General features: G+C 65.5%; 20 protein-coding genes. 10 read left to right on the top strand and 10 right to left on the bottom strand.

Annotated elements, in window-relative coordinates:
• Positions 1 to 2: 2 nt before the first annotated feature.
• Together copC and CAG33_RS18335 are read right to left on the bottom strand one after the other, a co-directional pair.
• The gene (gene copC, locus CAG33_RS18340; protein ID WP_085639911.1) at positions 3 to 362 is read right to left on the bottom strand and encodes a copper homeostasis periplasmic binding protein CopC; all 360 of its coding nucleotides are present in this window, start codon (positions 360 to 362) and stop codon (positions 3 to 5) included.
• Between the two features lie 49 nt (positions 363 to 411).
• The gene (locus CAG33_RS18335; protein ID WP_085583425.1) at positions 412 to 846 is read right to left on the bottom strand and encodes a GNAT family N-acetyltransferase; all 435 of its coding nucleotides are present in this window, start codon (positions 844 to 846) and stop codon (positions 412 to 414) included.
• Positions 847 to 993: 147 nt separating this feature from the next.
• Between CAG33_RS18335 and CAG33_RS18330 the strand changes: the two genes are divergently transcribed.
• Positions 994 to 1,614, top strand: a complete 621-nt coding sequence (locus tag CAG33_RS18330) for a TetR/AcrR family transcriptional regulator (RefSeq protein WP_085583427.1) — start codon at positions 994 to 996, stop codon at positions 1,612 to 1,614.
• 126 nt (positions 1,615 to 1,740) lie between these two features.
• Here the strand turns inward: CAG33_RS18330 and preA are convergent, their stop codons facing one another.
• From preA to hydA, 3 genes are all read right to left on the bottom strand, one after another.
• Positions 1,741 to 3,015: an NAD-dependent dihydropyrimidine dehydrogenase subunit PreA gene (gene preA, locus CAG33_RS18325; RefSeq protein WP_085583429.1), complete on the bottom strand. Its 1,275-nt coding sequence runs from the start codon at positions 3,013 to 3,015 to the stop codon at positions 1,741 to 1,743.
• Entirely contained in the window at positions 3,016 to 4,383 is a 1,368-nt protein-coding gene (locus CAG33_RS18320; protein WP_085639908.1) for an NAD(P)-dependent oxidoreductase, read from the bottom strand. It abuts the gene before it with no gap.
• 181 nt (positions 4,384 to 4,564) lie between these two features.
• Positions 4,565 to 6,004: a dihydropyrimidinase gene (hydA, locus tag CAG33_RS18315; RefSeq protein WP_085583433.1), complete on the bottom strand. Its 1,440-nt coding sequence runs from the start codon at positions 6,002 to 6,004 to the stop codon at positions 4,565 to 4,567.
• Positions 6,005 to 6,627: 623 nt separating this feature from the next.
• Here hydA and CAG33_RS18310 point away from each other — a divergent pair.
• From CAG33_RS18310 to sigJ, 5 genes are all read left to right on the top strand, one after another.
• Positions 6,628 to 8,112 (top strand): NCS1 family nucleobase:cation symporter-1, encoded by a 1,485-nt coding sequence (locus CAG33_RS18310; protein ID WP_085639905.1) that lies wholly within the window; start codon positions 6,628 to 6,630, stop codon positions 8,110 to 8,112.
• Positions 8,113 to 8,268: 156 nt separating this feature from the next.
• On the top strand, positions 8,269 to 9,552 hold the full coding sequence (locus CAG33_RS18305; protein ID WP_085632599.1) for a Zn-dependent hydrolase: 1,284 nt from the start codon (positions 8,269 to 8,271) through the stop codon (positions 9,550 to 9,552).
• A 76-nt stretch (positions 9,553 to 9,628) separates the two neighbouring features.
• On the top strand, positions 9,629 to 9,832 hold the full coding sequence (locus CAG33_RS18300) for a hypothetical protein (RefSeq protein WP_085639902.1): 204 nt from the start codon (positions 9,629 to 9,631) through the stop codon (positions 9,830 to 9,832).
• 40 nt (positions 9,833 to 9,872) lie between these two features.
• Complete coding sequence (locus tag CAG33_RS18295) at positions 9,873 to 10,307, top strand: carboxymuconolactone decarboxylase family protein (protein WP_085632601.1); 435 nt, start codon at positions 9,873 to 9,875, stop codon at positions 10,305 to 10,307.
• 3 nt (positions 10,308 to 10,310) lie between these two features.
• The gene (gene sigJ / locus CAG33_RS18290) at positions 10,311 to 11,204 is read left to right on the top strand and encodes an RNA polymerase sigma factor SigJ (RefSeq protein WP_085639899.1); all 894 of its coding nucleotides are present in this window, start codon (positions 10,311 to 10,313) and stop codon (positions 11,202 to 11,204) included.
• A 91-nt stretch (positions 11,205 to 11,295) separates the two neighbouring features.
• On the opposite strand, the gene CAG33_RS18285 is transcribed toward sigJ, so the two are convergent.
• Entirely contained in the window at positions 11,296 to 11,505 is a 210-nt protein-coding gene (locus CAG33_RS18285) for a hypothetical protein (protein WP_085583443.1), read from the bottom strand.
• Positions 11,506 to 11,670: 165 nt separating this feature from the next.
• On the opposite strand from CAG33_RS18285, the gene CAG33_RS18280 reads away from it, so the two are divergent.
• The 3 genes from CAG33_RS18280 (at position 11,671) to CAG33_RS28540 (ending at position 13,964) form a co-directional block, all read left to right on the top strand.
• Positions 11,671 to 13,167 carry a helix-turn-helix transcriptional regulator gene (locus tag CAG33_RS18280; protein WP_085583445.1) on the top strand — a complete coding sequence of 499 codons (1,497 nt, stop codon included), beginning with the start codon at positions 11,671 to 11,673 and terminating at the stop codon, positions 13,165 to 13,167.
• Positions 13,168 to 13,334: 167 nt separating this feature from the next.
• Positions 13,335 to 13,589: a DUF1652 domain-containing protein gene (locus CAG33_RS18275; protein WP_085583447.1), complete on the top strand. Its 255-nt coding sequence runs from the start codon at positions 13,335 to 13,337 to the stop codon at positions 13,587 to 13,589.
• A gap of 204 nt (positions 13,590 to 13,793) precedes the next feature.
• Complete coding sequence (locus tag CAG33_RS28540) at positions 13,794 to 13,964, top strand: hypothetical protein (RefSeq protein WP_170930025.1); 171 nt, start codon at positions 13,794 to 13,796, stop codon at positions 13,962 to 13,964.
• A gap of 295 nt (positions 13,965 to 14,259) precedes the next feature.
• On the opposite strand, the gene CAG33_RS18270 is transcribed toward CAG33_RS28540, so the two are convergent.
• Together CAG33_RS18270 and CAG33_RS18265 are read right to left on the bottom strand one after the other, a co-directional pair.
• The gene (locus CAG33_RS18270) at positions 14,260 to 15,027 is read right to left on the bottom strand and encodes an SDR family oxidoreductase (RefSeq protein WP_085583449.1); all 768 of its coding nucleotides are present in this window, start codon (positions 15,025 to 15,027) and stop codon (positions 14,260 to 14,262) included.
• Positions 15,028 to 15,063: 36 nt separating this feature from the next.
• Entirely contained in the window at positions 15,064 to 16,131 is a 1,068-nt protein-coding gene (locus tag CAG33_RS18265) for a phosphotransferase family protein (protein WP_085583451.1), read from the bottom strand.
• A gap of 190 nt (positions 16,132 to 16,321) precedes the next feature.
• Here CAG33_RS18265 and CAG33_RS18260 point away from each other — a divergent pair, with 190 nt between their 5' ends.
• On the top strand, positions 16,322 to 16,717 hold the full coding sequence (locus CAG33_RS18260) for a DUF4280 domain-containing protein (RefSeq protein WP_085583453.1): 396 nt from the start codon (positions 16,322 to 16,324) through the stop codon (positions 16,715 to 16,717).
• A gap of 151 nt (positions 16,718 to 16,868) precedes the next feature.
• Here the strand turns inward: CAG33_RS18260 and CAG33_RS18255 are convergent, their stop codons facing one another.
• Both CAG33_RS18255 and tssI read right to left on the bottom strand, forming a co-directional pair.
• Positions 16,869 to 17,411: a toxin-antitoxin system YwqK family antitoxin gene (locus tag CAG33_RS18255; protein WP_085583455.1), complete on the bottom strand. Its 543-nt coding sequence runs from the start codon at positions 17,409 to 17,411 to the stop codon at positions 16,869 to 16,871.
• A gap of 12 nt (positions 17,412 to 17,423) precedes the next feature.
• The gene (tssI, locus tag CAG33_RS18250; protein ID WP_085639896.1) at positions 17,424 to 19,433 is read right to left on the bottom strand and encodes a type VI secretion system tip protein VgrG; all 2,010 of its coding nucleotides are present in this window, start codon (positions 19,431 to 19,433) and stop codon (positions 17,424 to 17,426) included.
• Positions 19,434 to 19,444 lie beyond the last annotated feature (11 nt).

The raw sequence follows: 19,444 nt of genomic DNA, 5'->3' as shown, positions 1-19,444 counted from the left end.
GACTATTGGCCGACCTTGAACTGATAGGCGCCTTCGCTCTTGTGCGTGTCGACCGACACCGCGTGCCATTCGACCTTGTACTTGCCGGCGGTCAGCGGCGCCTCGGGGGTGACGATCAAGGTCTTCTTGTCATCTTCGGTGGTCAGCGGCTTGACCGTCACCGGCGCGCCGTCGCGGGTGATCGTGACCTTGGTGAACGTGGTCTCGACGCCTTCGGAAAACTTAAGGCGCAGTTCCGTCGGCGCGGCGACGGTGCTGTCGGCGGCCGGCACCTGGGATTTGAGGTGGGCGTGGGCGAACGCCTGGGAAACAGTCAACGACGCCAGCAGGGCGCCGGCGGTCAGCAGGGTTTTCATCGGCATGGGGCAGTTCCCTTTCAGTGAAGTCGCGGGGCTGAGTATAGAGCGCGCCTCAGTCGGCCTTCAGGCGCATGTGTATGACCGGAAACGGTCGGCCTTCGCCGTCGGTCTCCGAGCGGCCGATGTCTTCGAAACCGTAGTGCCGGTAGAAGCCGTGGGCCTGGGGATTCTGTTCGTTGACGTCGACCTTCAGCCGCGGGCGCCGGACATGGTCGAGCAGGCGGCGGCCGATGCCCTGGCCGCGCTGCGCCGGGTCGATGAACAGCATCTGCACGGTGTCCGCATCGGTCGCGATGAAGCCGGCCGGGCTGCGGTCGGGGTTCTCGAACACCCACACGTCGAGGGCCGGCAGGTAGGTGTCGCGCACCAGCGGGAACAGCCGCTGGATGTCGTCTTCGGGCAGGAAGGCGTGGGTGGCGCGCACCGAGCGTTCCCACAGGGCGGCGAGGGCGGGGTCGTCCGCAGCGATGCGCTGGCGAATGTTCACGGGCAGGATCCTTCAGCGGATGACGGGGAGAAGGGGGGCGATCCTAAACCAGATGAGCCGGCCTGTGTGTGAAGAATCGTGCCTGGCTGTCGCCCGCTGCCCAGAGCGGATGCTAGTCTTCAACAACGTTGTCGACAGGGAGCCCTCATGGGCAATCACAAGATCGGAATCCGCCGCAGTAACGTCGAGAAGATCCTGTTGGCGGCGGAAAAGGTGTTCGCCGAAAAAGGCTTCGGCGGCACGGCCATGGCCGACATCGCCGCCGAAGTGCAACTGCCGCGCTCCAACCTGCATTACTACTTCAGCACCAAGGGCGAGCTGTACAGCGCGGTGCTGCTGGATCTGCTGGACGTGTGGAAGCAGGACGCGCTGTGCTTCGAGATGTTCGACGACCCGCGCGTGGTGCTCAGCAGCTACATCCGCGCCAAGATGAACCACTCGCGCAGCCGCCCCTACGGCTCCAAGGTGTGGGCCAACGAGATCATCCACGGCGCGCCGACCCTGGGCGAGGCGCTGGACGCCAGCCTGTACGACTGGGCGAAGATGAAGGAAGCCAAGATCCGCCAATGGGTGGAGGACAAGCGCATCCTCCCGGTGGAACCGTCGAGCCTGCTGTACATGATCTGGGCCTCGACCCAGCACTACGCCGACTTCGATCATCAGGTGAACATACTCAACGAGCACCAGCCGCTGTCGGACATGCAGTTCGAGCGGGCGGTGCAGACGGTGACCGGGGTGATCCTGCGGGGGATCGGGCTGGAGCCCTGAGCCCTGAGCCTTGAGCCTTGAGTCTTGAGGTGCCGGGGCGGGCCTCATCGCCAGCAGGCTGGCTCCCACAGGAAGAATGTGGGAGCCAGCCTGCTGGCGATGGCGCCGGTTCAGGCGCCGCCGCCCTCAAGGGCTGACATGGTAGGGATTGCGCGGATCATGGTTCCAGTCCAGGAACGGCTTGCCGGACTCCACCGGCACCATCTCGATGCAGTCCTGCACCGGGCAGGTGATCTGGCACAGGTTGCAGCCCACGCATTCCTCATCGATCACTTCATAGGTGTGCGTGCCGTCCGCCTGGCGCAGGCTGGCGATGGCCTGGTGCGAGGTGTCCTCGCAGGCGATGTGGCAGCGCCCGCAGCCGATGCACGCCTCTTGGTCGATCTTCGCGATCACCTGGTAGTTGATGTCCAGGTACTTCCAGTCGGTGGTGTTGCCCACCGCCCGCCCGGAGAAATCCGCAAGGCTGGCGTAGCCCTGACTGTCCATCCAGCGTGACAGCCCGTCCTTCATCTCCTCGACGATGCGGAACCCGTGCAGCATCGCCGCCGTGCACACCTGCACCGCGCCGCTGCCCAGGGCGATGAACTCCGCCGCGTCGCGCCAACTGCCGATGCCGCCGATGCCGCAGATCGGTAAGCCATGGGTCTGCGGGTCGCGGGCGATTTCCGCCACCATGTTCAGCGCGATCGGTTTGACCGCCGAGCCGCAGTAGCCGCCGTGGGTGCTTTTGCTGCCGACGGTGGGCAGGGCGACCATGTGCTCCAGGTCGACGCTGGTGATGGAGTTGATGGTGTTGATCAGCGACACCGCATCGGCGCCGCCCCGGTGCGCGGCGCGGGCGGCGACGCGGATGTCGGTGATGTTGGGCGTCAGCTTGACGATCACCGGCAGCGAACAGTAGGTCTTGCACCAGCGCGTCACCTGCTCGACGTACTCCGGCACCTGGCCGACCGCCGCGCCCATGCCGCGCTCGGGCATGCCGTGGGGGCAGCCGAAGTTGAGCTCGATGCCGTCGGCGCCGGTGGCCTCCACCAGCGGCAGGATGCGTTTCCACGATTCCTCCACGCACGGCACCATCAGCGAAACGATCAGCGCCCGGTCCGGCCAGTCCTTCTTCACCTGGGTGATTTCCCGCAGGTTGATTTCCAGCGAGCGGTCGGTGATCAGCTCGATGTTGTTGATGCCCAGCACCTCGCGGTTGGCCCCGTAGTGGGCCGAGTAGCGCGAGGACACGTTGACCGCCGCCGGGTCCTCGCCCAGGGTTTTCCAGACCACGCCGCCCCAGCCGGCCTCGAAGGCGCGCACCACGTTGTAGGCCTTGTCGGTCGGCGGCGCGGAGGCGAGCCAGAACGGGTTGGGGGCTTTGATGCCGGCGAAGACAATCGAGAGATCGGCCATTTACGCAGCCTCCACGTTGAGCGTCAGTTGGGCGTTGATGGCCTCGGCGGCCCGTTTGCCGTGCTGCACCGCCTGCACGGTCAGGTCCTGGTCGAGGCTGGTGCAGTCGCCGCCGGCGTAGACGCCGGGAATGCTGGTCTGCAGGTGCTCGTCCACCTGGATCCGCTCGCCCTGGCGCTTGAGTTCGCGGGCCAGCGGGTCGGCGAGGGCGGCGCCGTCGAACGCCTGGCCGATGGCCTTGAAGATCGCGTCGGCGGCCAGTTCGAAGGTTTCGCCGGTGGTCTGCAAACGGCCCTCCACCAGATGGGTGCGGGCGAAGCGCATGCCGCGCACGTGGCCTTGGCCGTCCAGCAGCACTTCCTCCGGTTGGGCCCAGGTCAGCAGCCGCACCTGGTTGGCCTTGGCGATGTCCTGTTCGTGGCCGGTGGCGCCCATGTCCGCCGCGCCACGGCGGTACACCAGGTTGACGTCGCGGGCGCCGAGGCGGGCCATCTGCACGGCCATGTCGATGGCGGTGTTGCCGGCGCCCAGCACGATGCAGCGCTCGGCCAGAGGCAGTTGGGTGAGGTCGTCGGCCTGGCGCAGTTCGCGGATGTAGTCGGTGGCGGCGAGCAGGCCGGGGGCGTCTTCGTGGGGCAGGCCCAACTGCTTGCTGGCGTTGAGGCCCAGGCCGAGGAACACCGCGTCGAACTGCTGGTGCAGTTCGCTGAGGGTGAGGTGGTCGCCGAGCCTTTGGCCGTGGCGGATTTCGATGCCGCCGATCTGCAGCAGGAACTCCAGTTCCTTCTGCGCGTAGTCGTCCACCAGCTTGTACTTGGCGATCCCGTATTCGTTGAGTCCGCCAGCCTTTTCCCGTGCCTCGAAAATCACCACGTCATGGCCGTGCATGGCGCTGCGGTGGGCGCAGGACAGCCCGGCCGGACCGGCGCCGACCACGGCGATGCGCTTGCCGGTGCTGGCCGCCCGCCGGAACGGGTGTTCGGTGAAGTGCGCATTGTCCACGGCATAGCGCTGCAGCAGGCCGATCAGCACCGGCGCGCACTCGTGGGCGTTGTTGCGCACACAGGCTTGCTGGCAGAGGATTTCGGTCGGGCACACCCGCGCGCAACTGCCGCCGAGGATGTTGGCCGACAGGATCTTCTGCGCGGCGCCGGGCACGTTGTCCTGGTGGATGTTGCGGATGAACGAGGGAATGTCGATTTCGCTCGGGCATGCGTTGACGCACGGGGCGTCGTAGCAGTACAGGCAACGCGAGGCTTCCAGGTGCGCCTGGCGGTCGTTGAGCGGCGGCGCCAGGTCGGTGAAATGGCCGGCCAGGGCGGCGGCGCTTTCGTGCGGGTGCGGGAGGTGGTTCAGGGACTCGATCACGGTGGTGTGCCTCACGGTTATTTGAGGTTCTCTGCCTCTGTCGGGCAGTGGTTTTGTGGTGCTTGAAAGGGCCCCATCGCTGGCAAGCCAGCTCCCACAGGTTCTTGGGTGAACACAATCGTTGTGTGCGACTGCAATCACTGTGGGAGCTGGCTTGCCAGCGATAGGTCGAAGGCCGATTTCAGCGTTTCACGGCAGTGGGCTTGTGCTGCTCGGCCCGCTTGCTCAGCAGGTCGAACACCGCCGGGTACGCCGGCCGCTCGATGTAGCGCCCGGCCCCGCGTTCGGCGCGCAGGTCGCCGTCGGCCCAGACCACCCGGCCCTGGCTGATGGTGTGGCTGGGCACGCCGCGCACGGTCTTGCCTTCGAAGATGTTGAAGTCCACCTGCTGATGGTGGGTCTTGGCGGAGATGGTGCGGGTGCCTTCGGGATCCCACAGCACCAGGTCGGCATCGGCGCCGACCCGGATCGCGCCCTTGCGCGGGTAGAGGTTGAAGATCTTGGCGGTGTGGGTGGAGGTGAGGGCGACGAAGGCCTGCATCGACAGGCGCCCGGTGTTCACCCCTTCGTCCCACAGCACCGCCATTCGGTCTTCGATGCCGGCGGTGCCGTTGGGGATCTTGCTGAAATCGTCGCGCCCGGCGGCTTTCTGCTCGGCGCAGAAGCAGCAGTGGTCGGTGGCGGTGGTGTGCAGGTTGCCCGATTGCAGGCCGTGCCACAGCGCCTCCTGATGCCCGCGCGGGCGGAACGGCGGGCTCATCACGTAGCCGGCGGCGGTCTGCCAGTCCGGGTGACGGTAGACGCTGTCGTCCAGCAGCAGGTGCCCGGCCAGCACTTCGCCGTAGACCGGCTGGCCCTTGCCGCGGGCGTAGGTGATTTCGTCCAGCGCTTCCTTAGTCGAGACGTGCACCAGGTACAGCGGCGTGCCGAGGGTCTCGGCGATGCGGATGGCCCGGCTCGCGGCTTCGCCTTCGACCTGGGAGGGGCGCGACAGCGGATGCGCCTCGGGGCCGGTGATGCCCTGGGCCAGCAGCTTGCGTTGCAGGTGATAGACCAGTTCACCGTTCTCCGCGTGCACGGTGGGCACGGCGCCGAGTTCCAGGCAGCGTTCGAAGCTCGCCACGAGGGTGTCGTCGGCGGCCATGATCGCGTTCTTGTAGGCCATGAAATGCTTGAAGCTGTTGATCCCGTGGTGGTGCACCAACTCGGCCATTTCTTCGCGCACCTGCTCGCTCCACCAGGTGATCGCGACGTGGAAGCCGTAGTCGGACGCGGACTTTTGCGCCCAGCCACGCCACTGGTGGAAGGCTTCGAGCAGCGACTGCTGTGGGTTGGGGATCACGAAGTCGATGATCGACGTGGTGCCGCCGGCCAGCCCCGCCGCCGTGCCGCTGTAGAAGTCCTCGCTGGCCACGGTGCCCATGAAGGGCAGTTGCATGTGGGTGTGCGGATCGATGCCGCCGGGCATCAGGTATTGCCCGCTGCCGTCGAGCACTTCGGCGCCGGCCGGAACATCGAGGTGTTCACCGATGGCCTTGATCACGCCGTCGGCGCAATACACATCGGCGCGGTAACTTTCATCATGGGTGACAACGGTGGCGCCACGGATCAACAGAGACATTCCGGATTCCTCGCAGGCATGACCGGCTTGTGCCGGTTCTAGATGTTTTTATCGTTGGTAAGCGCAATCGGTTGAATCTTGTCAGGTCTGTCAGGAATAGACGCTAGTCGCAGATATGAGATTGGGCAAGATTATTTTTCATAAGCTTATTCGGTTAATAACTTATTGATTTAAAAGAATAAATAGCAAAAATCCCCAAAATGGTGAGGCCCTTCACCATTTTGACGCACTTGACAGGATGCAAATATGGTCAAGATTTCCTATGTGAAATCAGCCGCTTGAAACCGGGCGGAAAGCGATGCGCCATAACGAAAATAAATGTGATGCACCAAGTTGAGTCCTGACAGTTCGGACAACTTGCCCGGCATTCGGCCTGAGTGCCCGGACAACTTTCCAGGGACGTTGCGAACATAAAATTAAACTGATGGATATCAGTGGCTTGACCCGTTGCAAAGGCACCGCCCGAGCGTCCTGCGCAGAACCCGGCACGCAATTTGATGCCGTCGCTGACGCCTTGGCCGGTGCGTGAACGTTGTCGATTCCTCCGGCCATCGTCCGGCCCGCACCTTCGTGCGCAGCCGCCTGATGAGCAAAAAAATAATCAGAAGAACAGTGGAGCGGCCATGCAACAGAACAGATCGCAAGTGACCGAGCGCGACGGCTTGTTCGAACTCGACGCCGGCAGCGACGTCCTCGACAGTCCCCGTTACAACCACGACATGGCGCCCACCCGGGTGCGTGAACGCACCTGGAACAAGTGGCACATCACCGCGCTGTGGATCGGCATGTCGATCTGCGTGCCGACCTACACCCTGGGCGGCGTACTGACCGCCTATTTCGGGCTGACGGTCGGCGAGGCGCTGCTGGCGATCCTGTTGGCCAACGTCATCGTGCTCATTCCCCTGACCCTCAACGCCTTCGCCGGCACCAAGTACGGCATTCCGTTCCCGGTGCTGCTGCGGTCGTCGTTCGGGATCCTCGGCTCCAACGTACCGTGCCTGATCCGGGCGCTGGTGGCGTGCGGCTGGTTCGGCATCCAGACGATGTTCGGCGGGTTGGCGATCCACTTGTTTCTCGGCTCGGTCTTCGAGGGCTGGAAGTCCCTCGGCGGTACGGGGGAGGTGATCGGTTTCATGGTGTTCTGGGCGCTCAACCTGTGGGTGGTGATCCGCGGCGCCGAATCGATCAAGTGGCTGGAGACCCTGTCCGCGCCGCTGCTGGTGGCGGTGGGGCTGGGGCTGTTGGTGTGGGCGATGCCCAACGTGTCGATGACGGAATTGCTGGCCATCCCGCCGAAACGCCCCGAGGGCGCCAGCGTGGTCGGTTACTTCGCGGCAGGCCTGACGGCGATGGTCGGCTTCTGGGCCACGCTGTCGCTGAACATCCCCGATTTCAGCCGCTACGCCAGAAGCCAGAAGGACCAGATCCTGGGGCAGATCTTCGGCCTGCCGCTGACCATGTTCCTGTTCGCCGCGCTGGGCGTGGTGATGACCGCCGCGTCAGTGAAGCTGGTGGGGGTGACCGTGTCCGACCCGGTCAGCCTGATCGGCCACATCCAGAGCCCCGCGTGGGTCGCGGTGGCCATGGCGCTGATCATCATCGCCACGCTGTCGACCAACACTGCCGCCAACATCGTTTCGCCCACCAACGACTTCCAGAACATCGCCCCGCGGATCATCGACCGTACCAAGGCGGTGCTGCTGACCGGTCTGGTGGGGCTGCTGCTGATGGGCCATGAACTGCTCAAGAAGCTCGGCCTGATCGTGTCCGACGTCAGCCTGGAGACCGTGTACTCGAACTGGCTGCTGGGCTACTCCAGCCTGCTGGGGCCCATCGCCGGGATCATGGTGGTGGACTATTTCCTGATCAAGAAACAGCGCCTGGACCTGGCCGGCCTGTACCGCGACGACGTGTACCCGGCCTGGAACGCGGCGGGGTTCATCGCCTTCGGCGTGCCGGTGGCGCTGACCCTGCTGTCGCTGGGCAGCGATGCCTTCAACTGGTTCTACAGCTATGGCTGGTTCACCGGCTCGGCGTTGGGCGGGTTGATCTATTACGGGCTGTGCGTGTTGCGCACGCAGCCTGCGGCCGTGAAAACGGCGGTGTAGCGGCCGGCCCCTTCGCGGGCAAGCCCGCTCCCACAGGGTTTGGGTCGGACACAGCATCGGTGTGCGACTTCATTCCCTGTGGGAGCCAGCCTGCTGGCGATGGCGGCCCGACAGACACCGCAGAAACATCCATAAGAACTGCCTGAGGAGATCCCCATGAACGCAGCCGTCGACGTCCTGCAATCGACCCTTCAGCACATCAACCGCGACCGTCTGTGGCAGTCGCTCATGGAACTGGCCAAGCTCGGCGCCACGGTCAAGGGCGGTGTCTGTCGCTTGGCCCTGACCGACCTCGACCGCCAGGCCCGCGACCTGTTCGTGCAATGGTGCCGGGACGCCGGCTGCAGCGTCAGCATCGACGAGGTCGGCAACATCTTCGCCCGGCGCCCGGGCCGTAACCCGGACCTGCCGCCAGTGATGACCGGCAGCCACATCGACACCCAGCCCACCGGCGGCAAGTTCGACGGCTGCTTCGGCGTGCTGGCCGGCGTCGAGGTGCTGCGCACCCTAAACGACCTCGGCGTGGAGACCGAAGCGCCGCTGGAAGTGGTGGTGTGGACCAACGAAGAAGGCTCGCGCTTCGCCCCGTGCATGATGGGCTCCGGGGTGTTCGCGGAAAAATTCACCCTGGCCGAAACCCTGGCCAAGGTCGACGCCGACGGCATCACGGTCGGCGAGGCGCTCAACGCCATCGGCTATGCCGGGCCGCGCAAGGTCAGCGGCCACAAGGTCGGCGCCTATTTCGAGGCGCACATCGAGCAGGGGCCGATCCTTGAGGACGAACGCAAGACCATCGGCGTGGTGCTCGGCGCACTGGGGCAGAAGTGGTTCGACCTCAAGCTGCGCGGCGTCGAGGCCCACGCCGGGCCGACCCCGATGCACCTGCGCAAGGACGCCCTGGTCGGCGCCTCGGTGATCGTCGGCGCGGTCAACCGTGCCGCCCTCGGCCACCAGCCCCACGCCTGCGGCACGGTCGGCTGCCTGCAGGCCTATCCGGGTTCGCGCAACGTGATCCCCGGCGAGGTGCGCATGACCCTGGACTTCCGGCACCTGGAACCGGCGCGCCTGGACTCGATGATCGCCGAAGTGAAGCAGGTCATCGACACCACGTGCGAGGAACACGGCCTGACCTATGAGTTGACTCCGACCGCCGACTTCCCGCCGCTGTACTTCGAAAAGGGCTGCGTCGACGCCGTACGCAGCGCGGCCAAAGGGCTGGGCCTGTCGTACATGGACATCGTCAGCGGCGCCGGCCACGACGCGATCTTCCTCGCCGAACTGGGCCCGGCCGGCATGATCTTCGTGCCGTGCGAGGGCGGCATCAGCCACAACGAAATCGAGAACGCCGCACCGGACGACCTGGCGGCGGGCTGCGCCGTGCTGCTGCGGGCGATGCTGGCGGCTTCGGCGGCGGTGGCCGGGAGGCAGCAGGCGGCCTGAGTCCGACGCCGCAGGCAGCGGGGCCGGGCATCGCGCAGAGATCAGCGGCTGGCTGACGGGGCAGGGCGAGGACTGGTTGCTGAACGTCATCGGCATCCGCGACGGCGAGAGCCGCTATCTTGCGGATCCGCCGATCAGCCAGGACAAGCTCAGCCGCCTGGTTGCGCTTGACTGGTACGCCGGGGAAGCCGTTCTGCAACCGTCGATCCTGCGCAAGGAGCTGCTGCGGCTGGGGCTCTCAGCGAAATGTCGAGTCTCGTGTCACAAGCCGCGAGGCTGAATCGTCATCCCGTTGAATCCCTCAAACACGGAGCAACGCGATGTCGTCCAACACTCAAGCGGTCAACCTGCAACACGCCATGCCCCAGGTCTTCGACAGCCTGGCCCAGGTGCATGTCAGCCTCGGCGCGCACGACCTTGCGCCCTCGCTGGTGCACCTGGTTCACTTGCGCGCCTCGCAGATCAACCAATGCGGTTTCTGCGTGAAGATGCACAGCCGCGAAGCGCGGGAGGCCCAGGAAAGCAACGAACGCCTGGACCGCCTGATCGTCTGGCGCCATGTCAGCGATTTCAGCGCCGCCGAGCGTGCGGCGCTGGCGTGGACCGAGGCATTGACCGTCCTCGACCCGCACACTGACTACGCCCCTTTGCGCAGCGCCCTGCGCGAGCATTTCAACGACGGGCAGATCGCTGCCTTGACGGGGGAGATCGGCATGATCAACCTGTGGAACCGTTTGCAGGTGTCGAGGCACTGACCGATGAATCTCGCTGAGGACAGCGTTGCCACCTTTCAGGCGCGGCGGCCGTTTCTGCTCGGCCTGGCCTACCGCATCCTCGGCTCCCGCGCGGAGGCCGAGGATGCGGTCCAGGAACTGTTCATCAAATGGATGGAGGCCGACCGGGCCTCCATCGCCACCCCGGCGGCCTGGCTGACCACCGCCTGCACCCGCCATTGCATCGATGCGCTGCGTTCGGCGCAGCGCTCGCGGGTCGATTACGTCGGCACCTGGCTGCCCGAGCCGATCCACACCACCCACCATGAGTCGCCCGAGCACATGCATGAGTTGGCCTCGTCGCTGTCCACGGCGTTCCTGCTGATGCTCGAACGGTTGAGCCCGAAGGAGCGTGCGGCCTACCTGCTCCACGACATCTTCGATTTCGACTATCCGCAGGTCGCCGCGACCCTGGGCATCCAGGAACCGGCCTGCCGCAAACTGGTGTCCCGCGCCAAGGCGCGGATCGGCGACGGGCAGGGCCGCTACCGGCCGGAGCCCGAACGCCAGTCGCAACTGCTCGATGCCTTTGAGGCCGCCATCGCCGGCGGTTCGACCGTGTCGCTCAGCGCCCTGCTGAGCGAAGACGTCGAACTGTGCGCCGACAGCGGCGGCAAAGCGTCGGCGATCCGCCAGACCCTGTTCGGCAGATCGGATGTGCTGGACTTCGTCGGGCAGTCGCTGCATGCCTACTGGCAGGCGCAGGAATGGCTGCCGGTGGAGATCAACGGAGCGAAGGGCGTGCTGATCAAGGCGCAGGGCGAAGTCACGGCGGCCATGACGTTCGGCTTCGACGGGGGCGGGCGGGTGAACCGGATCTACATCATGCGCAACCCCGACAAACTGGCGGGGCTCGGGGAAGGTTTCAGCGTCATTTGACCTGTGGGAGCGAGCTGCTCGCGATGGCGGTCTGTCAGTCACTTGTTGTGGTGGCTCAGGTTCGCCATCGCGGGCAGGTTCGCGCCTGCCGTCATTCGACCTTATCGGTCTGGCCCGCCGACTGCTTGCGCCGGTCCTTGCCGTTGGGGTTGCCGGTGTCCAGCAACCGTCGTTCGATCATCACGGTCTGCAGCGCCAGGCGCTCGGCCGGCGCCATCTGGTGCTCGCGTTTCTTGAGCTCCAGCAGGATCGGGGTGGACCAGGTGCGGTAGACCTGTTCGGCGGTGTTGTCGCTCGTCATCTGTCTCTCCTTGATCAGGTGCTTGCGGGTCGCTGAGTCGTTAACGTTAGTCGAGAATTCCTTGCGGGGCTAACGACCGGACGGGCGGAGCGGGGCGCACCTCGCCCGCACGTTCCGGGACGGGCGTGGTCACAACCCTCACACCCCCTAACCTGTGGAGGGCCGATGAGCCGAGATGTCCTGATCAGCGAAACCAACCGCCGCCAGTTGCAGCAGATCATTGCGGGCCTGTCCGACGGCGTGATCCTGATGGAGCCCGACCGGCGCATCCGCTGGGCCAACGAAGCGGCGCTGGCGATGCATGGCGTCGACCGCGTCGAGGCGTTGGGCAAGGATGCCGAAGACTATGCCGGGCGGTTCAGCCTGCGCTACCGCAACAACCATCCTTTGACCCTTGAGCAATACCCGCTCAATCGGGTGGCGGCGGGCGAGTCGTTCAGCGATGTGCTGGTGGAGGCCAGAGCCGCCGGTGATGATGAGCGCACTTGGGTGCACAGTGTGCGCAGCCTGGTGCTGACCGACCGTGACGGCGAACCCGAGTCGCTGGTGCTGATCATGAGCGACGTCACCGATTGGGCCAACGCCGAGCAGCGCTTCGAGAAGACCTTCCATGCCAACCCGGCGCCGGCGGTGATCTGCCGGCTCAGTGACCTGCGCTACATCAAGGTCAATCCGGGCTTCCTGGAAATGACCGGCTACAGCCGCGACCAAGTGATCGGCGCCTCCACCTACGAACTCGACATCCTGGAACAGGCCGAACGCAAGGATCTGGCGATCCAGCGCCTGCGCGAGGTGGCGACCATCCCGCAGATGCAGGCCGAGCTTCGGCTACCCGACGGCGGCAGCAAGCAGGTGATCGTGGCCGGCCAGCCGCTGCAGCTCAACGATGAGGACTGCATGCTGTTTTCCTTCGTCGACATGGAGCTGCGGCACAAGGCCGAGCTGGCGCTGCGCGAGAGCGAGGAGCGGTTCGCCAAGGCTTTCCGCCTGACGCCGGTGCCGATCCTGGTGTGCAGCGCCGACGAGCAGCGGGTGATCGATGTCAATCAGGCGTTCCTCGATGCCTTGGCCTATGGCGACGACGAGGTGATCGGCAAGACCGTTGCGCAACTGGATTTCATCGCCGACCCGGCGAGCCGGGCACGGCTGATGACGGCCCTGGAGAAGGCGGGCCGGGTCGACCGCGTCGAGGTGCAGGTGCGCAAGAAGGACGCTGAGCTGCTGGAGTGCGCGGTGTCCGCCGACACCGTCAACATCCACGACCGGCCCTGCTACCTGCTGGTGCTGATGGACATCACCGAGCGCAAGCGCACCGAGCTGGAACTGGTGGCGGCGATCGAGGAGGTGATGAAGGACGCCTCGTGGTTCAGCCGCACGCTGATCGAGAAACTGGCCAATGTGAAGAAGATCAACGCACCGCAGTTGCCGGGCGTTGCGTTCACCGACCTCACGGCCCGGGAGCGCGATGTGCTGGGGCTGATCTGCGAGGGCCTGGCCGACAAGGAGATCGCCGCGCGGCTGAAGCTGGCGCCGAACACGGTGCGCAACCATGTGGCGACGGTGTATTCCAAGCTCGATGTGCACAGCCGCAGCGAGGCCATCGTCTGGGCCCGGGAGCGGGGGCTGTTTTCCGCCGGGTGGGGCAACCGGGGCCAGCGGTAAGGTGCAAATGCACTAGTGGAGGCGGTGCAAATTCGGGTTCTTGCCCGCCGGGTCGATTCTTAAGCTGGCGGGGCGCCTGTCGTGTGCGCCCCTGAGAACCGCTGAAGGATCCGCCCCATGAACCATTCTCCCTTCATCACCGCAAGCTCCCCCACAAGGCGCTTGCTATGATCACGCTGGCCCAGCTGCGGGCCCGGCTTGAGCACAGCTTCTCGCCCTTGGCCTGCGCCTGCACGGTGGACGGCGAGCACTCGCTGACGGTGAAGCTCTATCACCCGGTCTCGGGGCAGGTGGATCTGGTGATCAGCGGTCTGAGCGTCGATGCCTTGCGCACGCCCGAGGCGGTGGCGGCGCTGGTCGAGGAGCTGCGTTACGAGTTGCAGTGCAATTCCCTCGACGCGTCGGATCCGGGGCTGGCCTGACGCGGAATCGACAGCCCGCCCGGCTGCGCGGCGCCGTTTCACTGGCGCTTGCGGGTGGCTGAGCTATAAAGAATGAGTGGTGGGTTTCCCGTGGCCGGGTGGATCAACGCGCAGCGGCGGGAATTGAGTCATCCATTCATCGCGGGCCAACCTATGAACAGACTTGGGAAACGCGTGCTTGAACCCTTGCCGTGGATTTTCGCCATGGCCCTTCTCGGCGGCTGCGCCAGCCCTCCGCCACCTCCACCGGCCCTACCGCCGCCAGAGCCGGTGCGCACCTGCCAGACCCTGGAAAACACCGACGTGTCCGGCGACATGTACGCCGACGGCCAAGTGACCCGACACACCACCACGACCCGCTGCGTCACCCAGTGACATTGCGGTGTGCAGGGCTCCTGCGAACACCTGAGATCCCCTGTGGGAGCCAGCCTGCTGGCGATGGCGGTGGGTCAGCCACCAGAGAGGTCGGCAGTGCCGGCCAAATCGCTGGCAAGTCGAATCGTCGCACCGCAGCTCCCACAGTTTTTGGTGGTGAGCATGATTCTTGGGAACACCCGGGATACCTGTGGGAGCTGGCTTGCCAGCGATAGCGGTGGATCAGGCACTAGAGATGTCGGCAGTGCCGGCCTCATCGCCAGCAGGCTGGCTCCTACAGTTTTTTGGGCTGGGATCAGGACAGGAAACCGCCGTCCACATTCAGCGAAACGCCGGTGGTGTAGCTCGACGCGTCGCTGGCCAGGTACAGCACGGCGCCGGCCATTTCGCTCGGGTCGGCCACGCGCTTGAGCGGGATCTGCGCCAGGGCGGTCTTGAGGATGGCGTCGTTCTTGACCAGCGCCGAGGCGAACTTGGTGTCGGTCAGGCCCGGCAGCAGCGCGTTGCAGCGGATGCCGAACTGCGCGCATTCCTTGGCGAACACCTTGGTCATGTTGATCACGGCGGCCTTGGTCACCGAGTAGATGCCCTGGAAGATGCCCGGCGAAACGCCGTTGATCGAGGCGACGTTGATGATGCTGCCGCCGCCGTTCTCGCGCATCAGCTTGCCGGCCTCCACGGACATGAAGAAGTAGCCGCGGATGTTCACGTCCACGGTCTTCTGGAAGGCGCCGAGGTCGGTGTCCAGCACGTTGCAGAACTGCGGGTTGGTCGCGGCGTTGTTGACCAGGATGTCCAGGCGTCCGAACTGTTCCTTGATCCCGGCGAACACCTGGCTGATCTGCTCCATTTCGCCGATGTGGCAGGCGATGGCGGTGGCCTTGCCGCCGGCGGCGATGATCGCGTCGGCGACGTGCTGGCAGCCTTCGAGCTTGCGGCTCGAGACGATCACGTGGGCGCCTTGCTGGGCCAGCAGTTTGGCGATGGCTTCACCGATGCCGCGGCTGGCGCCGGAGACGAAAGCGATCTTGCCGTCGAGGTCGAACAACTGAGTCTTGGACATGGGGTTTCCTTGGGCAATGGGGCTCGGGCGTTGAGCTCAGAGGCTGGATTTCGAAATGACCTGCAGGCTCATCTGCTCCAGCAGCTTGTTCATGTGGATGAACTGCGCGAAGCGTTTGTCCTGGGTCTGGCCGTGGTAGAAGCGGTAGTAGATCTGCTGCACGATGCCGGCCAGGCGGAACAGGCCGTAGGTGTAGTAGAAGTCGAAGTTGTCGATGGCGATCCCGGCGCGCTCGGCGTAGTAGTCGACGAACTCGCGGCGGGTCAGCATGCCCGGCGCGTGGCTCGGCTGGCGGCGCATCAGTTGCACCGGCGCCGGGTCGTCGGCCTGGATCCAGTAGGCGAGGGTGTTGCCCAGATCCATCAGCGGATCGCCGAGGGTGGTCAGCTCCCAGTCCAGCACGCCGATGATCTGCATCGGGTTGTCCGGGTCGAGGATCACGTTGTCGAAGCGGTAGTCGTTGTGGACGATGCTGGAGGTCGGGTGGTCGGCCGGCATCTTGTCGTTGAGCCAGGCCTTGACCGCTTCCCAGTGCGGCGCGTCCGGGGTCAGGGCCTTTTCGTAGCGCTCGCTCCAGCCCTTGATCTGGCGGGCGACGTAGCCTTCAGGCTTTCCCAGGTCGGCCAGGCCGCAGGCCTTGTAGTCGACCCGGTGCAACTCGACGAACTTGTCGATGAAGCTCTTGCACAGGGCTTCGGTCTTCTGCGCATCCAGGCCCAGTTCCGGCGGCAGGTCGGAGCGCAGGATGATGCCCTTGACCCGTTCCATCACGTAGAACTCGGCGCCCATCACCGATTCGTCGGTGCAGTGCACATAGGCCTTGGGGCAGTACGGGAAACCGTCGCGCAGCTGGTTGAGGATGCGGAATTCGCGGCCCATGTCGTGGGCGGACTTGGCCTTGTGGCCGAACGGCGGACGGCGCAGGACGAATTCCTGCTCCGGGTACTCCAGAAGGTAAGTCAGGTTCGATGCGCCACCGGGGAACTGACTGATCCGCGGAGTGCCGGTCAGGCCCGGAATGTGCGCCTTGAGGTACGGGTCGATCAGGCCGGCGTCGAGTTCTTCGCCGGAGCGGATACGGGTGGACTGGTCAGTAAGCGCCATGCTTATCCCTTCTGCTTATTTTGGAGGCCAGACATCATTGGCTAATCTAATGGCGTGCCGGACGGGTCACAAGGGCGCGCCGGTCTTATAGGTTAGCGTGTTGGCGGATAATCACCCTCGGGAATGTGCGCCCGGCGGCGCGGCAGGCTAAGGTTTAGCGGGTCTGCGGCTTTGGGCAAGGAGCTTTGAGATGGGCTGTCCGCAAGTCTGTGCCGGCGCCACGCTGCAATGCAGTTTCGGCGCCGCGCCGTCAGCGCTCAACGTGCTGCCGGTCAACCGCACGCTGACCGGCGGGATGCCGGCGGCGAACATCATGGATCACATTCCGCTGGTCAACATCCTGCCGTTCGGCATGTGCATGAGCATGGCCAATCCGATGGTGGCCGCCGCCACGGCGGCGGCGCTGGGGGTGCTGACGCCGATGCCGTGCATTCCCGCCACCGCCACGCCGTGGATCCCCGGCGGCGCGCCGACCTTGCTGCTGGGCGGCATGCCGGCCATCGACGCCAACAGCACGCTGATGTGCAACTGGGCGGGGGTGATCAAGATCGCGATGCCGGGGCAGGTGCAGATGCTCATCCCCTGAGGCCTTGCGCCGCAGGGGCCGGCCCCATCGCCAGCAGGCTGGCTCCCACAATGGAGAGCCATTGAGCAGCAGTCCCTTGCGGAAGCCAGCCACCATTCCCTTGTGGGAGCCAGCCTGCTGGCGATGAGGCCCGTCCTGGCGACCGGTGCCCTCAGGCCTGCTGCGGATCCGTCCAGCGCCTGAACCACCAGCGCACCCGCGAGATTGGCTTGCCGTCGGCGTCCAGCGGCCGGCCGTCGTCGGCGAACGCCTGTTCCGGTTCCACCAGTTGCCCGTTCAGGTAGCGAGCCTGAACCGCCGGTTTGCCGTTGGGATGGAACCGCTGATAGCGCCCCTCCCGCACGCCGTCGCGGTAGAACTCGGCCTCGGCCAACTGCCCGTCGGGAAAGAAGTTCGACGCCTCGCCGTGCAGCAAGCCGCGCCGGTAAGTGGCCTTGCGCTGCAGCCAGCCTTCGGGGGCGTAGAAACTGGCGACCCCTTGCAGCTTGTCGCGCACGAACGGCAACTGCGCCGAGACCTTGCCGTTGGGGTGATAGAGCAGGGACGTGCCTTGCAGCTCGCCCTGGCTGTAGTTGAGGTTCGCCTGGGCCCGGCCGTCGTCCTTGATCTGCAACGCACCGTCGAGCTGCCCGTCCTGCAGGCGGCCCTTGAGGTGCTTGTCGTCCTGCTGCACATCCAGCGGTGTGATCGCCATGCCTTTCCCCCGTCAGTTGACCTGCACCAGCCCGCCCTTGATGGTCAGCATGCCGCCGCCGTCCACGGTCTGCGACGCGGCGCCCTTGTTGGTCAGGCTGATGCCGGCGTCGTTGGTCAGCGTAGTCCCGGCCTTGTTGTCCAGCGAGGTGCCGGCCTGGTTGGCCAGTGACGTGCCGGCCTTCTGGCTGATCGACGTACTCGCCTGGACCGCCAGGTCGGCGCCGCTCTTGATCGTGAAACTGCCGCCGCTCTGCAGGGTGAGGGTGCCGCTGACCTTGATGGTCAGGTTGCCGTCCACTGTCAGGCTGTAGTCGCCGGTGACCTTGTCGGTGTAGTTGCCGCCGGTGCTGTGGTTCTGGTCGGCGCCGACCTTCACGGTGCGGCTGTCCTTCACGTCGAGCGAGTCGCTGCCGGTCTGGATGGTCACGCTGCGCTTGCCCTTTTCCAGGGTCACGGTTTCGTCGCCGTCCTTGACCGTACGGGTGCGGGCGTTCTGCACCGTGAGGGTCTCGTCGTGGCCGACGGTGGCGGTGGTGTCGTTGAGCACGTTGACCTTCAGATCCTTCTGCGCTTGCAGGAACACTTCCTCGGCGTCTTTCTTGTCCTCGAAGCGCAATTCGTTGAAACCGCCGCCGCCCTTGGACGACTGGGTCTTGATGCCCGACTGGGTCTGGTTGGCGGGCAGGGCGTAAGGCAGGGCGTTGTCGCCGTTGTACACGCAGCCGGTCACCAGCGGCCGGTCCGGATCGCCGTCGATGAAGGTCACGATCACCTCCTGGCCGATGCGCGGCACGAACTGCATGCCGAACCCCTTGCCGCTCCAGGGCAGCACCACGCGCACCCAGCAGGAGCTGGTCTCGTCGTTCTTGCCGTCGCGGTCCCAGGGGAACTGCACCTTGATCCGCCCGTACTCGTCGGTCCAGATCTCCTCGCCGGACTTGCCCACCACCACGGCGGTCTGCGGGTGCATGCGCGGTTTGGCCGTGAGCCGCTGCGGACGGAACGGTGTGGCCTTGGGGATTGCCTCGAAGCGGTTGCGGTAGTCGAGGTGGCTGGCGTCGTGGACGACCCGCGTCACCACCCAATCGACGTTCAGGCTCTCGTCGTCGTGGCCGTCGAGGGTGAACCAGTGTCCCGGCACCAGCCAGCGGCAGTCGCTCTCGCCGACGAAGCGCTTCTCCTCGCTGCGCAGGCCGTCGACCCGCAATTTGGTCAGCGCATCGCCCCGGGCCTTGGCGTTGTAGCCGCCGGGGTGCTCGTACACCGAACGCGGCCCGGCCACGGCCTCGGCCTGGCCGTAGAGCGAGGTGGTGGGTGTGGTGAATTCATAATCGGTCGCCCGGTACACCCCGGCCACGGCCTGCACGCACACTTGGCCGGTGCGGATACCGTGCAGCTCACGCTCGCCCAACTGCTGGCCCAGGTACTTGACCTTCGGCCCGTTGGGGATCTGCACGAAGGCATCGTTGCTGTCGCCCAGCACCAGGGTGTGCTTGCCGTCGTCGTGGGTGAAGAACCAGAAGATCCCTTCCTCCTCCAGCAGGCGCGACACGAAGGCGAAGTCGGTTTCGCCGTACTGCACGCAATACTCGCGGGGCGTGTAGCTGCCGGTCAGCGAGAGCTTGAAGTCGCTGAACCCGTGGGCGTTGAAGATCGTGGTGACGATGTCCGAGGTGCTGAGGTTCTGGAACACCCGGTTGTTGCTGGCCAGGTTCAGCCACCACAGCCACGGGCGCAGCAGCAGTTGGTAGCGTTCGGCGGTGGCGTCGGCCGGCAACTGGCGGATCTCGGCGACCAGGCCGTCGAACGGCCGGCTCTGCGCATCGTTGTGCAGGGTGGTGGTGACGTGGGTGGCGACGGCGCTGCTCAGGGTGAGGGCGGCGCCGTCGTTGAGGCCGTTGAGAATCTGGGAGCCCAGCGCGTTGAGCGCTTCGTCGCCGGACAGCGACTCAGGGAACAGCGCCGACAGCGAAGAGGCGGTGAGGGAGAGGCTGGTGTTGCTGTCGGTGGCGCGGGGCATGGGGGGGCCTG

Source organism: Pseudomonas sp. B3(2017) (assembly GCF_002113595.1).
GTDB lineage: Bacteria > Pseudomonadota > Gammaproteobacteria > Pseudomonadales > Pseudomonadaceae > Aquipseudomonas > Aquipseudomonas ekonensis.
The sequence above is the reverse complement of the archived record's forward strand: the minus strand, read 5'-3'. Positions and strand labels throughout refer to the sequence as shown.

Coding starts and splice junctions, on each gene's coding strand:
- copC (WP_085639911.1), bottom strand. CDS start 362: ATGCCGATGAAAACCCTGCTGACCGCCGGCGCCCTGCTGGCGTCGTTG.
- CAG33_RS18330 (WP_085583427.1), top strand. CDS start 994: ATGGGCAATCACAAGATCGGAATCCGCCGCAGTAACGTCGAGAAGATC.
- preA (WP_085583429.1), bottom strand. CDS start 3,015: ATGGCCGATCTCTCGATTGTCTTCGCCGGCATCAAAGCCCCCAACCCG.
- hydA (WP_085583433.1), bottom strand. CDS start 6,004: ATGTCTCTGTTGATCCGTGGCGCCACCGTTGTCACCCATGATGAAAGT.
- CAG33_RS18310 (WP_085639905.1), top strand. CDS start 6,628: ATGCAACAGAACAGATCGCAAGTGACCGAGCGCGACGGCTTGTTCGAA.
- CAG33_RS18305 (WP_085632599.1), top strand. CDS start 8,269: ATGAACGCAGCCGTCGACGTCCTGCAATCGACCCTTCAGCACATCAAC.
- CAG33_RS18295 (WP_085632601.1), top strand. CDS start 9,873: ATGTCGTCCAACACTCAAGCGGTCAACCTGCAACACGCCATGCCCCAG.
- sigJ (WP_085639899.1), top strand. CDS start 10,311: ATGAATCTCGCTGAGGACAGCGTTGCCACCTTTCAGGCGCGGCGGCCG.
- CAG33_RS18285 (WP_085583443.1), bottom strand. CDS start 11,505: ATGACGAGCGACAACACCGCCGAACAGGTCTACCGCACCTGGTCCACC.
- CAG33_RS18280 (WP_085583445.1), top strand. CDS start 11,671: ATGAGCCGAGATGTCCTGATCAGCGAAACCAACCGCCGCCAGTTGCAG.
- CAG33_RS18275 (WP_085583447.1), top strand. CDS start 13,335: ATGATCACGCTGGCCCAGCTGCGGGCCCGGCTTGAGCACAGCTTCTCG.
- CAG33_RS28540 (WP_170930025.1), top strand. CDS start 13,794: ATGGCCCTTCTCGGCGGCTGCGCCAGCCCTCCGCCACCTCCACCGGCC.
- CAG33_RS18270 (WP_085583449.1), bottom strand. CDS start 15,027: ATGTCCAAGACTCAGTTGTTCGACCTCGACGGCAAGATCGCTTTCGTC.
- CAG33_RS18265 (WP_085583451.1), bottom strand. CDS start 16,131: ATGGCGCTTACTGACCAGTCCACCCGTATCCGCTCCGGCGAAGAACTC.
- CAG33_RS18260 (WP_085583453.1), top strand. CDS start 16,322: ATGGGCTGTCCGCAAGTCTGTGCCGGCGCCACGCTGCAATGCAGTTTC.
- CAG33_RS18255 (WP_085583455.1), bottom strand. CDS start 17,411: ATGGCGATCACACCGCTGGATGTGCAGCAGGACGACAAGCACCTCAAG.
- tssI (WP_085639896.1), bottom strand. CDS start 19,433: ATGCCCCGCGCCACCGACAGCAACACCAGCCTCTCCCTCACCGCCTCT.